The sequence below is a fragment of the Telmatocola sphagniphila genome (assembly GCF_018398935.1).
Lineage (GTDB): Bacteria > Planctomycetota > Planctomycetia > Gemmatales > Gemmataceae > Telmatocola > Telmatocola sphagniphila.
This window is the reverse complement of the sequence record NZ_CP074694.1, coordinates 2,785,565-2,799,703: the sequence shown is the minus strand read 5'-3', so window position 1 is coordinate 2,799,703 and position 14,139 is coordinate 2,785,565. Positions and strand designations below refer to the sequence as shown.

At 53.1% G+C, this 14,139-nt stretch carries 10 protein-coding genes; 5 read left to right on the top strand and 5 right to left on the bottom strand.

Annotation, left to right across the window (positions count from 1 at the left end):
* Nucleotides 1-27: 27 nt before the first annotated feature.
* Nucleotides 28-678: a dTMP kinase gene (tmk, locus tag KIH39_RS11060; protein WP_213499385.1), complete on the top strand. Its 651-nt coding sequence runs from the start codon at nucleotides 28-30 to the stop codon at nucleotides 676-678.
* Complete coding sequence (locus tag KIH39_RS11055) at nucleotides 675-1,682, top strand: DNA polymerase III subunit (protein WP_213499384.1); 1,008 nt, start codon at nucleotides 675-677, stop codon at nucleotides 1,680-1,682. The genes tmk and KIH39_RS11055 overlap by 4 nt, the downstream gene beginning before the upstream one ends.
* A 41-nt stretch (nucleotides 1,683-1,723) precedes the next feature.
* Here the strand turns inward: KIH39_RS11055 and KIH39_RS11050 are convergent, their stop codons facing one another.
* Complete coding sequence (locus KIH39_RS11050) at nucleotides 1,724-3,541, bottom strand: GTPase (protein WP_213499383.1); 1,818 nt, start codon at nucleotides 3,539-3,541, stop codon at nucleotides 1,724-1,726.
* Entirely contained in the window at nucleotides 3,538-5,079 is a 1,542-nt protein-coding gene (locus tag KIH39_RS11045) for an ABC transporter substrate-binding protein/permease (RefSeq protein WP_246539652.1), read from the bottom strand. Before KIH39_RS11045 ends, KIH39_RS11050 begins: the two co-directional genes overlap by 4 nt.
* A gap of 163 nt (nucleotides 5,080-5,242) precedes the next feature.
* Between KIH39_RS11045 and aroE the strand changes: the two genes are divergently transcribed.
* Complete coding sequence (aroE, locus tag KIH39_RS11040; protein ID WP_213499382.1) at nucleotides 5,243-6,790, top strand: shikimate dehydrogenase; 1,548 nt, start codon at nucleotides 5,243-5,245, stop codon at nucleotides 6,788-6,790.
* A 458-nt stretch (nucleotides 6,791-7,248) separates the two neighbouring features.
* Entirely contained in the window at nucleotides 7,249-8,010 is a 762-nt protein-coding gene (locus tag KIH39_RS11035; protein ID WP_213499381.1) for a sensor histidine kinase, read from the top strand.
* Between the two features lie 38 nt (nucleotides 8,011-8,048).
* On the opposite strand, the gene KIH39_RS11030 is transcribed toward KIH39_RS11035, so the two are convergent.
* The 3 genes from KIH39_RS11030 to KIH39_RS11020 all read right to left on the bottom strand — a co-directional run bounded on the left by KIH39_RS11030 (nucleotide 8,049) and on the right by KIH39_RS11020 (nucleotide 10,977).
* Nucleotides 8,049-8,657, bottom strand: a complete 609-nt coding sequence (locus KIH39_RS11030) for a hypothetical protein (RefSeq protein WP_213499380.1) — start codon at nucleotides 8,655-8,657, stop codon at nucleotides 8,049-8,051.
* A 159-nt stretch (nucleotides 8,658-8,816) separates the two neighbouring features.
* Entirely contained in the window at nucleotides 8,817-10,211 is a 1,395-nt protein-coding gene (locus KIH39_RS11025) for a copper amine oxidase (RefSeq protein WP_213499379.1), read from the bottom strand.
* A gap of 46 nt (nucleotides 10,212-10,257) precedes the next feature.
* Nucleotides 10,258-10,977 carry a hypothetical protein gene (locus KIH39_RS11020; protein ID WP_213499378.1) on the bottom strand — a complete coding sequence of 240 codons (720 nt, stop codon included), beginning with the start codon at nucleotides 10,975-10,977 and terminating at the stop codon, nucleotides 10,258-10,260.
* 402 nt (nucleotides 10,978-11,379) lie between these two features.
* On the opposite strand from KIH39_RS11020, the gene KIH39_RS11015 reads away from it, so the two are divergent.
* Entirely contained in the window at nucleotides 11,380-14,118 is a 2,739-nt protein-coding gene (locus KIH39_RS11015) for a zinc-dependent metalloprotease (RefSeq protein ID WP_213499377.1), read from the top strand.
* The last annotated feature ends 21 nt before the right edge of the window (nucleotides 14,119-14,139 follow it).

Genomic DNA, 14,139 nt, shown 5'->3' with positions numbered 1-14,139 from the left:
CAAAATATATTCAGTTAGAGAGGCGGAATGTCCTTACCTGCATTTATTTCCCTGGATGGCATCGATGGTACTGGCAAAACCACGCAATGCCAGCTGTTGAAGGAGTGGTTGGAGCAGGCAAGCGTCCCCTTCACGCATTGCGTCGATCCCGGCGGTACCGATCTGGGGGCGAAACTGCGCCAGATTCTTCTGGATAACAAATCGACCCTTTCCTTCCGCTCGGAAGCTCTGTTGTTCATGGCCAGTCGAGCCCAGTTGGTGGAAGAAAAAATTAAGCCGGCTTTGAAAGCGGGTCAAATTGTTCTAACCGACCGGTATCTTCTCGCCAATCTGGTCTACCAGGGGCATGCGGGTGGCCTGCCATTATCGGAACTGAAAAACATCGGACAGTTCTGTACCGAGGGCATACTACCAGGTCGAGTCTTCATCCTCGATATGCCGATTGAAGAGGCAATTACCCGTCGCGGTCGCTCGGCCGATCGCATGGAAGCCCGTTCGCTCGAGTACCAGCAGAAAGTTCGCGAAGGTTTTTTGAAAGAAGCGGCACTGGAACCAGATAAATACTTCGTGGTCGATGCTCGGTCAGATGTGGCGAGCATCCAGAAGAAGATTCGCAGCGAAACTCTCAAATTTCTTCATTCTCTCCACCTGCCGGGATTGGAGAAACTGATCCCATGAGTTGGAATCGGATGCTCGGACACGATCGCCTGATCAAAGGTTTTCAGGCCGTCTGGACCAATCAGCGCCTTGGCCAAGCCTATCTTTTCATAGGACCACGGGGTGTCGGTAAATTCACCTTTGCCCGGGAGTTGGCTCGGGCGATTCTGTGCGAGAAGAGCGGTCCCGGGCTGGAGGCGTGCGAACAATGCCGCAGTTGCATACTGGCGGGGGCCGGTACCCATCCTGATTTGCTGATGGCTGCCAAGCCCGAAGACAAAAACGAATTAGTGATCGCGGTGATTCGAGATCTCTGCGAACAATTGGTCAGAAAACCTGCCCTGGGTACACGCAAAGTGGCGATCGTCGATGATGCAGGAGAGATGAATGAGGAGGCCGCGAACTGTTTTCTAAAGACTCTGGAGGAGCCAGCGCCGGGTTCCATATTGATTCTCATCGGCGGCCCTTCGGCCGACCGGCAACTGCGAACGATCCAGTCCCGCTGTCAGATCATTCACTTTGCGGGGCTATCTGAGTCAAATGTTCGCCAGGTGATTTCCAGTCGCAAAGAGCCCGAGTATTCCGTCGATGAACTCAGTATTGCCCTGGCCGCGGGAAGTCCCGGACTGGCAATCGAGTTTGCCGAGCCGCATTTTAGGGAATTACGGCAACAACTGGTCGCCGATTTGCTCAAACCCCGCAGCGATGCCTTCGCCTGGGCCGAGCAGTGGCTGAAGTCGTTGGAAAATTTCTCCAAAGACACCGCAGGGCAGCGTGTGACTAGCCGGATGCTGATACGAGTGTTGATCGAACTGGCCCGGCTCGCCTGGCATTGGCATCTGGGGGATAGGGCGGGCAATGCGGAGATATCGGGGCCAGTGTCGCAGTTCGCCCAGCGTTTCAGCTACGCGCAGCTCGATCAACTGTTATTTCGGTTGCAAAAGACAGACGAGCAGATCGATCGAATGCTGCAGATGAACTATGCCATCGAATCGATGGCCATGGACATCGTGCCCGTAGGTTGAGTCTTTTATCGCTTGATCCTGGGGCGTTTCAGACTTCCAAGCTATTCCGTTTTGCCATAAAGGTCGCGTACGGCGATTGCATTTTCCCGGCTGGCCAGCCAATTACTGACATCCTGGGTATTCTTCAGCATGGTTTCGGTTTTCTGCCGCTCAAGAAGAATCCTGGAACTGAGTTGTTCGGGTATGTCCCCAAAGGCGAGCTGGAGATCGCGGCTGGTTTTCTCAAGTATGGTCCTGCGGAACTCTTCCCGGACCGCCGTCCATTTGAAGGGAAGAACCCAACTCACAACCAACTGCAAAAGCAGAATCACTATCAACGTTAACAGTACGGGTAAAATCACCTGAAAAAGCGAGGGCTGCGTGTTCAGTACGAAGAAGTTCCACATCAGGTACAGATATCCGGCAATCAGAACGATACCGGGTAAAAAGTTGGCCACCTGAATCACACCCGTTTGCAACAAATGCTTGGGTACACTGGGAGATGAGCGATCCGAATCGAGATCCTGCCACGCCGCCATCAGCGATTTTTCATACAGCGCGGCTCCCTGTTCCTTGCGGCTCTCGGTGATTGGTGCGTTGATCTGGTTGGCAGCGATTCCCGCCTGATCGGCCGATACGAGCAACCGGTTGGCGAGCCCTTCCAGGCGTTTTTCCAACACTTTCTCGCCTGTGGAACTAACGCAAGCTTGAATGAGATAGGTCAGATTCGGTTTTTCAGCCTCGACTGACTTGCTCAGTGGATTGCGCGGAATCGGTAGTTGATCTCGAAGCGAACTTCCCATGGTTCGAACCTTGGTCGACAATCCCAGCCACGCGGCCATCAAGCCCCGGAAACGCTGCTGCCCTTCGACGCGGAAATGGTGTTCGATTTCCAGTTGATGCCGATCGAGCGTCTGCATCAATTGATCGGCGGACTGCTCGGCTTCTTCCTCGAAAAGTCCTTTCCAGGTGAGTTGGATATTCTGGGCCGGGATCGACCAGTCCGGGGGCATCGACTCCTGAAGTGTCTTTTCGAGCTGAGTCAATAGCTGGCCGATGCCACGAGCCTTGATGGCTTCGATTTCCAGCTTATTCAGCCCGTTTTCTATCCAGAGCACCAGTTCCTGAAATTGCTCATTCTCAGCTGGCGGGGTGGTCCGATCGGGATTCTCCACCCACGCGGCCGCCATGGTGCGAAACAGAATCGGATTCTCGAATCCTTCCTGCTTCAAATCGCGGATGAGATCCTGATCGGGACGCATGCCGTTGGCGATGTTATGGAGACAACGATCCCATTTGTTCAAAACGAACGCGAAGGCCGATCTCTCCCTTTGTTGTTTGAAGAGATCCCAGCCAAGTTTATCGTGATATTTTTCCTGCGAACCGACGTAGAGGACAATATCGGCGATGGGTAGGATTGCCAGCAACCGTTCGCGGTTTTCCAGATCGTTGCTGTCCAGGTCAGGAGTGTCGACCAGGATTTTTTCGTGCAGTTTTTCCCGATCGTGCGAAACCAAACGGCAATGGCGCAGGGCGGGATCGAGATTCTCAGGTCGCAGGGAGTGATGGTAGTAAACCACAGGCTCGCGCGTGGTTGGTCGAGTGACGGAGGATGCGGCGATGGGCGAACCGGCCAGGGCGTTGAGCAGGGAGGATTTCCCGACGCCGGTGCCGCCCATGAAAGCGATTACTAGACTGAGTCGCTCGATTTGCAGGGCCTCGGAGCGTCGCCGCAAGTCCTGTAGCAGACCTTCCACGGTCGATTTCGCGACCAGACTGAGTGGAAAATTCTGCCGGGAATCCTTCCAATTCTGCAATTCTAAGGCGAGATTTCCCAAGAGCGGAGCGAGCGTGCGTAACAGCGGTTCGGGTTCGGTCATGCCATGGCTTTCCGGAGCCGGTTTTCCAGCCCCCGAGCAACAAGGGATAACGGGTAACTGAGTGCCATATAGAGTATCGCAATCACTATCGCGAGCTGGTAGGCCAGAACCTGATCCGACTTGTTCTGATAGTACAGTCCCGTCAATTCGGTAATCATGATCATGGAACAGACGGAGGTATCCTTGAACATATTGATGAAATCGTTGGTTACGGGCGGTATCACCAGTCGAATCGCCTGAGGCAGAATCACATGTCGAATGGCCTGTCCCCGGCGAAGTCCCAGGCTGAGTGCCGCTTCCATCTGACCGCGAGGAATCGATTGAATCCCCGCGCGATAGATTTCCGATTCGTAGGCCGAGTAATTGATTGCCAGCCCGATTACCCCCACGAAGAACGCTGGAAAAGCGGCCAATTCCATCAGAATTTTGGATTCGGTGGCTTTCGCCAAGTCGGGTAGAACGTAGTAGATCACAAATATCTGCAACAATAGTGGAGTACCCCGGATCACTTCGACGTAAACTGCCAGCGGAAAGCGCAGAATCCAGGATCCGTAAACGCGACCGATTGCGATCAGGATGCCCAGAGCGATGGCAATCGGCATCGCCAGGAACGAAAGTGCCACGGTCATCCAGAGAGCGCTCAGAATTTTCGATTGCAGGCTTCCCAGAGTTCGCTTACTGATCGCTTCCGATTCCTCGGGTGGCCAGGGGCTTCGCAGAGTTTGAACTAATTTGGCCTGATCTTCATCCCACAAATTGTATTTGCGATAGATCCTTTCCAGCAGCCCGGAATCGGATGCTGCCTTGATCGCCTGATTCAGCTTTTCGCGCAATTCCACATCGTTTTCGCGAGTGAGTATGATGTAGTAGTTCTTGGCTCGCGGCTCGGCGACGATTTTCAGCTTGGGATAACGGCCCCCAGCGATGTAATAATTCGCACAGGGGGAATCCTGCACGCAGGCATCCATCCGCGAACCGTCGGATTGTTCCATCAACTGGAAGGCCTCGACCACTTCTCGCGTCGGAACGATCTCTATGAGATCTTCGAAATGATCGGTCAGATATTTATGGGCAAAGGTATCACGCAACACCCCGACCCGCAATTTTCTGCCGTTTTCGGCCGGTTTCAAATCGTCCCAATTTGCGATTTTAGAATCGGTCCGCACGATCAGTCGCAAGGTGTAGATGAAATAGGGAACGGTCCCCTGGGCCGCGCGGTCCTTGGAGAATTCAATGCCGTTCATGGCGACATCGATTTCGCTGGCATCGCCGCCGCGATTCAAAACCTGAGGCAGGGTATCCCAGTCCGCCTGGACGAATTTGGCTTCGCGCTCCAGTTGCCCGGCGAAGTACTCCGCCAGTTCGGATTCGAATCCCAGCTGCTTTTCCACTCCGTTTTCCACGGCGTCGAAAATGAAGGGAGCACCGCCCGCTTTATCGCCCCCCCAGCGAAAGAGCTTTTTCTGCTGACCCTGGACGATGGCCGCGGGAACCAGCAGGCCGGCCAGGATGAGATAGAGCCACGCCGATTTCTTCAACTAGGGTATCTCCCGAAAGAAGGAAGGTTTGAATTTTATCAATTAATCACTTGCTGCATCAACCGTCAATGATTCGGGGAGAAATAACCGCTCTTCCAGCTTGCACGGCTCTCGGAGATGCCATACAGTGAGAGGCAGACTTTTGCCGTAGAGAGTAGTGGAAATGAGTTTGGTTCCCGATCGAATTTGCGTCATCGTTGGCCGTACCCGCCACAAGATGGTGACCGTGGAGTTGGACGAAGCCGTCAAGCGCGGGGCCAAATTCATCGAACTTCGATTAGATTACCTCGCCAAAGCCGTTGATTTTCAACGCCTGTTGCCAATGAAAAAATGTCCCTGGGTTGCCACGCTACGGCGTCGGGTGGACGGAGGACGTTGGGGGGGGACCGAAGACGAGCGGAAGATGGTGATGCGGCAAGCGATTGTTGCCGGTTTTGAATGGGTCGATCTCGAAACGGACATTGCGGATGAAATCAAACGCTTCAAAGACGTTAAGCGGATTATCAGTTACCACAATTTCAAGGAAACTCCTTCCGATCTGGAAGGTATCTTCCGAAACATGCTGAAGCAGGACGGGGATATTTACAAAGTAGCCGTGATGGCGCAATCTCCCGCCGATAATATGCGGGTTTTAAAGCTGATTCAGAATTCCTCGAAGCCGGTGATTGCGCACTGCATGGGCGAGATGGGTATGCCCAGTCGAATACTTTCTCTCAAATACGGAGCTCCCTTCATCTACGCCGCTTTCAACAAGGAGAGAGGGATTGCCCCGGGCCTCCCTTCGATGGAGGAAGTTCGCCGGGATTTCCAGGTCGAATCCATCAATAAGCAGACGCAAGTCTTCGGCGTCCTGGGAGACCCGGTGGGTCATAGTTTCAGTCCGCTGCTTCACAACCAGGTTTATAAAGAACTCGGAATCAACGCTGTTTATTTACCTTTCCGAGTACCGCGCGGAGCCTTGCCGCAGGCGTTGAAATCCTTCCATGCGATTCCGGTGGATGGCTATAGTGTGACCATTCCTCACAAGGAAGCCGCTGCCTCCATTTCCAGCCATATCGACGATCGCGTGGCGGAAACTCAGGCGGCTAATACGCTTGTGCGAAAATCGGATGGCTTCCATGCCTTCAATACGGATTACGAAGCCGCCGTCGACAGTTTGCAGGCCAATATGCCCACTCTGGAAGATGGGCATCCTCGGGCGCTGAACAAATGTAACGCTATGATTCTCGGGGCGGGCGGTTCCGCCCGGGCGATAGCCCATGCGCTGCATAAGGTGGGAGCGAACATCAAAATTACTTCCCGAACCATGGACAGGGCCATGAAACTGGCGGATGAAGTCAAAGGGAAGGCCATCGAATGGGAAGCCCGTCACAATGGCGAATGTGACATTCTTATTAACTGCACTCCGATAGGAATGTTTCCGGATGTAGATCAGACACCCATCCACCACAGCTATCTGAAGCCGGATATGATCGTTTTCGATATTATCTACACACCCGAAAACACGCTGCTCATCAAGAATGCGCGATCACGAAATTGCAAAGCGATTAGTGGATTGGAAATGTTTATCCGTCAAGCCGCGGCTCAGATTCAGCTCTTTACCAACCAGGCTCCGGATTTAACGCAAATGCGGGAGATCATGCGCCGAGCGCTATCGCCGGCAAACTATACGCGACCGCAAGAGGAAGAGAAAACCGAGCCCGTGGAGTAGCCCGGCAGGTGAGATGAAGGAATTCGCGTAGGTTGGGAATCGAGTCATCGGCGGCTGAGAAATCGGCCGCGATGCTTTTTCAACAAAATGAGAGAGTATTTTTGGTAGCTTAACCTGATGTTTGCACTATCACCGGTTTGTCAGATTAAAAATATCCTAATTTAACATCTCTGTTAGTTTGAGTGCGTTGCGATAATATAGGCAAATTTCGCTTTGGTAATATTTTCAAGTAAAGCAGGCCCGAAGACGTTTTTCCCCTTTTCTTGAGCCCCTCGAGTTCGAAAAATCCACGTACATACTGCCAGTCGCCCGGTAGATCGGATGAAGTCTCAGAATTGATACAACCGATATTCTTTGGCAGGACAGATGAGGCTGCATGAAGCATGAGTGGAACAGCCAAGGTGTCCGCACCGCGGAAGAGATCTCGCACCACGCCTACAAAGCCAGGAGAGGTTTTCATGACAGGCGAAGAGTTACTTGCCCCGCCGGGAGATGAAACCGAATCGTTACGTCAGCAATTATTACAGGCACAAAGGTTATCCAGCGTCGGCGCGCTGGCTTCCAGTGTGGCCCACGAATTTAATAATATTCTGACGACGATAATCAACTATGCCAAGCTGGGCCTACGCAACCCTCCGGATGCGAACACCAAGCAAGCCTTCGAGAAAATTCTCAAGGGCGGTCAACGGGCGGCCGCGATTGTCAACGGAATGCTCGGCTTCGCCCGCAATCAGGCCAACATACGTGAGAACACCGATATCGTCAGTCTCCTGGAAGAAGTGCTGCTACTTACCGAGAAGGACCTGAGCAAGCACCGTATTCAGGTCGAGAAGCGCTATATTGATCGGCCGGTTGCTCCCGTCGTCGCGGGTCAGATCGAACAGATACTTCTGAATCTGGTCATCAACGCTCGCCAGGCCATGTCGCACGGAGGCCGGCTGAAGATCGAGATTCGGGAGAATGCGGTCACTCAGATGGCCGAGATTCGCATCGCCGATACCGGACCGGGGATTCCACCCGAACAACTCCGGTTGATCTTCGAACCTTTCTATACGACCAAAGATCCCGATTCCAGCGGGCATGGTGGTACAGGTCTGGGATTAAGCGTCTGCCGACAAATTATCGAGCAACATCAAGGCCGTATTCGGGTCGAAAGTGTTGTTGGAAAGGGTTCGACCTTCACGGTCAAATTGCCGTTGTCGATCCCTGTAATCGACTAAGTCGGTGGCTGGGCGAGTTTGTTAAAGAAGTGTAATCCTCACTGGCAGCGTTGAATCTTTCGCAGGATTTCACGCTCCAGCGCGTAATCCCGGCCTTTGGGAATCCAGCGTTCGCCCGTCGAAACCGCATTGGGATCAACCACTTCAAATTGACGTTCGATCGTTGGCGATTCCTGGAATGAGGCCCGTCCGGCGTACGGCAATGCGGGTTGGGGATCGTCTTTCAATTCCTTCAGAACCGTCACTTGAACGTAATAGCCCCCCGCCTGAGCGGCCCGGATTTGCACCGTGCAACGATATCGCATCGTTTGAATGGTGTCTAAAAGACGCTCGCGGATGTTTGGAGAACCCGGCTTCCAAAACTGTTCGTAGCCGGGGGCCAACTTCGGCAGGGTGACAATCCGGCCGTCGTAGCGGTTCGGGTAGGCGATCTCGAAATAATCTCCCACGACAGAAAGCACTCGCTCGAAAATGTCCGCATATGTGATGGGATCGCCAATACCCGGCGAAATCAGAATCGGGTTTTCGAAATCCTGTTCGAGAACGGCAACTGTGGCGGGCTGAGAACGATCGACGGGCGGCCCACTGGCACAGCCGACGGCGACAAATCCCGCCAGACACCATTTCCACCGATAATTGCTAGTCACGAGTTTCTCTCGCAGTGAGAACCGATTTCGAAAAATGCTTATGACGGCATACGGTAGTGTTGTCAATATGGGATGAAGGACCGGGCATTGGAAAACCGGCGGCAGGAGAAGCCTGAGAACTCATCTCCCGCCGAAAGTTGGACAGATTGGGCGGGACGGTTAGCGTCCGAAGATTGGCGAAGACTTATACAACGGCGTGCTATCGAAGAGTTCCCGAGGTTTCAGGATGAAACTTGCCCAGGTGGTGATAGCGACCCCGGAGTAACTGTTGGTTCCATTCGAGGGGCCGAAATCCTCACCGCGAGCCGCGTGAATCGCCGGTGTGCATAACCACAGAGTGGTCGCCTGATCCGTGAGCGGGCGTTTTTCCTTCGCGTAAGTGGGAACGTTAATATATTCAGTGAAACTGGGTTCGGTCCGCGTCACCCAAAAGTCCTGATTGATGAAATCCATGTTCGACTCGTAACTGCCTCCTTCGGGTTGGAGTTGCCGGATCGACCCGAATCGTTGTGAAATGACATCGTAAGCCATTGATCGGCCATGCGAATTTTTTCGTTCCTTGCTCTGGAAGCGGACGGTGGTGAATTCTTCCGGAACCCAGCGAGCCGATCCCTCGCAGGCTTCATTCTGAAAATTCTTGTTGAACGGTTTAGTGACGAGGCCAAATTTTTCATTCGCTTCGTCGTATACTCGGCGAACCAGTATCACATCATTCGATTTCGGACCTCCTTTTTTGGTGATGGGGTCTCCCAGATCCATTTCCATGCGCCAGCAGCCGATGTGAAGGTGGGTATCGCTCAGATCCGATTGGCGGTTAAAAATGTTTCGACCGGTAGGCCCGATACGGCAGACCAGAGTGCCATCATCGCCGAAGTTGTACTCGATCAGATAGCGGTAATTGGCACCGTAGTAGGTTCCCCAGAGAATCATTTTTTCGCCTCGTCGGACTCGGTCGGAAATCTGATTTCGCATATTTGTCTCCGCACTCATCCAGCGAACGCCATCGTCATGGACTTCCTTATGAAGCGTATGATTCCAGGCCGGGTTGGAGGATTTGATCAACTCTCCCGGGGCAACGCAGTTGGGACCTAGGAATTCCTTGCGGGCCGGCGTCATGTAGAAAGGCATGTCATGGATGTCGAGAAAGGCCGTGTTGCCGTTGTCGTAGGGCACATAAATTTCCGCAGTCTCGAGCATCCGCACCACGGTAATCCACTGCGGTTTCCCCTGTTTATCCTTCCACATGAATTTCGCGCTTTTGATTCGCAGCATGCTGCCGGGCGGATAGTACGGCCGATTATTCGGGTGAGTGAGTTCCCATTCGATTTCCCAGGCGGTTTCGCTTTTGGTGATATCGCTTTTGTCATATCCCGCGGCCGGAAAACCTTGCCGGACAATATTCGGAGAGGATTCCAGGGATTGCGTATTGAGGGTTTCTTGCGGACGGATTCTTTGTGCGACCGCCGTGCTTTCTCCAGAACTGCCCCTGAGATAGTAAACGCCAGCCGTAACCAGCAACATGCCCAAAGCGGCCGAGCGAAGTGCTAACTTCATAAAGCAGATCTCGTGGTGTCTCGGAAAATCAGGATAGAAAACCAGCTTATCGGTCGTCTTTAATGACGAGTTGACGCGTCAGGTCTACCAGAACGCGCAGTGGAGGAGGGGCCTCGCTCTCTCCTTGAGCGGGAGCGGCCGTGAAGACGATTCGGACCACCCGGTCACCGACTTGCACCTGATCCAACTTCTTGGTGACCATCATTTGCAGGTATTCCCAGCGGATCGATTTCGGATCCCGGTTGGCGTAAAGGGCCTTGAGCTCTGGTGACTTTTCTTTCGCTAAAGCGACGGCTTCCTCGGTCTCTTCCCGGGAGATCGGAGTGTGGGCTTTCAGGAGGACTTCGGTCTCACCGACCTGATTCCCGGTTTCCAGGTCTACCGTATATTTCACCGTGATACCGGCTTTCCCTTTTTCAGGATTGGGTCGGTAATAGAGGACATCGACTTTGTTAACTCGGGGTTGATCGGGTGTTGGTCGATGCTGAACAATCTGAACCGTGTACTGCTTTATGGATTTGGCCGAGACGGGTTTTTCATCCGGAATCGGTACCGGGGATTTGGAATCCACGACTTTCGCATTTTTCGGGAAGAATCGCTCGGGTTGCGAGTGATCGACCAGAAACTTCTGAAGCCGTTCACGTTGCTCTTTAGGCAATTGCGGGGGCAAAATATCCTCTTCAGCCGCCTGCAGGGATACAGAAGTAAAAAGGATGGCCGTGAGCAGCAGAAATAGGCGTTTTCGGAGTATTCGAATTCGAGCCATCTGTGGGCCTCCAGCGATCGATCTGCGATCTTTTTTGAGCCAATAACAGGGTTCAATTGGAATTCGAGATCCGTACGGAGTCAAGCGATTTTCCATTTTCGGAGGCTTCTTTTTGATTCTTTCGATACAGATTGCTCGTTTGGGCAAAATTATCGCCCGACAAGAGTAAAGATTGTTGATTTCACGGTTTAGAAAGGATACTCTCAAAGTTCTATTTTCAGAATTTCACTATCGTTAGCTATAAATCGACAATGCTCGATTGAATCGGCCCCAGACACCGAGAGGTACATTATGAGGAAAAACTGGCGTTTCGGACTCTCTATTGGCGCATGCTGTGCCATGCTGATTGTCCCCAGTTTAGCGCAGGCGCAAGTGCCGGATAATCCCTTTGAGGGAGTCCAGATGAACGAAGGTTTCCGCCGACCGGATCCTCGCATCCTGGAATTTGCCAACATCTCACGTGGCGCCAAAGTGCAGGAAGGGCTATTTAAAGTCTATCAGAAGGAAGACGCCGCTTACCTCGAGTTGCAGCCCCAGCATTTGGGGAAACCGATCCTTTGCCCCATCGCGGTAGCCAAAGGCGCCGGGATGGGTGGCATGACTCTGAACTTCGATGAACAATGGGTACTGCTTTTTAAGCGGGCTGGCGAGAAAGTGCATCTGATTCGACGCAATGTGCACTTCAAGGCTCGAGCGGGGACGCCGACCGCACGGGCCGTGGACATCACTTATACCGATTCGGTTTTAATGTCGCTCCGCATTGCCGCAATCAATCAGATGAATCAGGGGTTGCTGATCAATCTGAATGACATTTTCATGACCGACTTCGCCGAATTGAACCTCGGTGCTTTCGATTCCAGCCGTAGTGTCTGGGGCAAAATTAAAGTCTTCCCGCGAAACATCGAGTTGGAAGTCCAAGCAACTTACAGTTCCGGCCGATTCGGCGGTGGCGACAGTAATATCGACAGCCGTGGACAAACCGTCGTGATTCATTACGGTCTGGCCGAACTTCCCGACGGCGGCTATCAGCCTCGTGTGGCCGATGATCGCGTCGGCTATTTCGTCACAGCCGTCAAAGACTTCAGCAGCACGAGCAAGGACACCGCTTTCGTACGCTACGTCAATCGCTGGCGCCTGGAGCCGGCCGATCAGATCGATGTGAAGAACGGTAAACTTTCGGTTCCCAAACGCAGCATCAAGTTCTACATCGAAAAGACTGTTCCACATGAATATCGCGCGGCGGTGCAGGAAGGAATTCTCGAGTGGAACAAAGCTTTCGAAAAAATTGGCTTCCGTAACGCAATCGAAGTCGTACAGCAACGCGACGATGAAGACTTCGATCCGGAAGACATGAACTACAACACCTTCCGCTGGATCACCAGTGACTCGGCTTTCGCCATGGGACCGTCCCGCGCGAACCCTCTTACCGGTGAAATTCTGGATGCCGACATCATTTTCGATGCCGACTTGATTCGCTTCTGGAAACAGGAACGGCAGATCTTCCGGCAGAACGGCATCGAATTCGAATCCCCCAGTTCCATCCTGGCCATGGACATGGGGTTTGGCCTGAATCATCAACTACTCAATCGTCGCAGCATCAATGGCGACTGGAACGAGAGCCCCAAGCGAATGAGCGAATCGCAATCCCTCAACCGATTGCGAGCGATTCAGCAGGGGGTCTGCCAGTGCGGCAGCCACATGAAGTACGAACTCGGTATGGCCGCGCTGGCTCAGATCCAGCGTGAACTCCTACCGCAACCCAAGGAAAAAGCTCCCGGCGATAAGGATAAACCGAAGGATAAGGACAAGGAGAAATCCGATAAGGAGAAGGCCGACGCGAATAAGGACAAGATTCTGGATGAATTGATCCATCAGGCCATCAAGGCCATTGTCATGCACGAGGTCGGCCATACGCTGGGACTACGGCATAACTTCAAAGGCAGCACAATGCTGGCGAACGATCAACTGCACGATACCAAGATTACCCACGAAAAAGGTCTTCTCGGTTCGGTGATGGATTACGCTCCGGTAAATCTTGCTCCCAAAGGCGTCAAGCAGGGCGATTATTTCACCACGACTCTGGGGCCCTACGACTTCTGGGCGATCGAGTATGCTTACAAGCCTCTGACCGGGGGTACCGATGGAGAAGTGACGGAGTTGAAGAAAATCGCGAGTCGTGGCGCATCTGAAGCCGGTCTGGATTACGGCACGGATGAAGATACCTTCCTCACCTCCGACCCGCTGATCAATCGCTGGGACATGGGCAACGATGTCATGAAGTTTTCCCAGGATCGCATGCTGATCGCCCAGGAACTGTTAAAGAACCTGGCAAATCAGGTTGTGGATGAGGGGGAAGGTTACCAGCGAACGCGGGTCGCTTTCAACTTGTTACTGAACCAGTACGGAAACTCGTCGTATCTCATCGCTAAGTATGTGGGCGGCGAGCACGCTTATCGGGATCACCGCGGCGATCCGAAAGGCCGAGATCCACTGGTTCCAGTGAATACCACCAAACAGCGCGAAGCTCTGAAGTTCCTGCAGGAAAATATCTTCACGGATAAGACTTTCCAGTATCCTCCCGATCTGTTACGGAAACTGGCCGTCGATCGCTGGAGCCATTGGGGCGCGGATACCGACTCCACAGATTTCTCAGTGCATAACCGGGTCCTCAGCATCCAGCGGATGGCCATGAACCAATTGCTGAGTGTCTCGGCTCTGGAACGAATCCAGAATAACTCGCTGAAGTCGGAAAAAGACGGCAAGCCGTTGCAGATTTCGGAAGTCTTCCGAACCATCACGGATGGCGTCTGGTCCGATCTGCCCAAGGGAGATAAGAAAGCGACGGCCTCCTCTGCGATTCGTCGAAATCTGCAGCGCGAACATCTCAAGAAGCTATCGGAGATAGTTTTAGGGGAGAAATCGGGTGGCTTTGGAATTATGTTCTTCTTTAGCGGCGGGGGCAGTCTGCCTCCGGATGCGAAGAGCCTCGCCTTCGCGCATCTGAAGGAGATCAACAAGCGAATCGAAGCGGCCCTCAAAGACAAACCTGCCGATGCGGATGAAACGACCCTGGCGCATCTGGAAGAGTGTCACGATCGCATCGCCAAGATTCTCAATGCCTCGATGCAGATAAACGACTGATCGAATAACTCAAGCACTTAA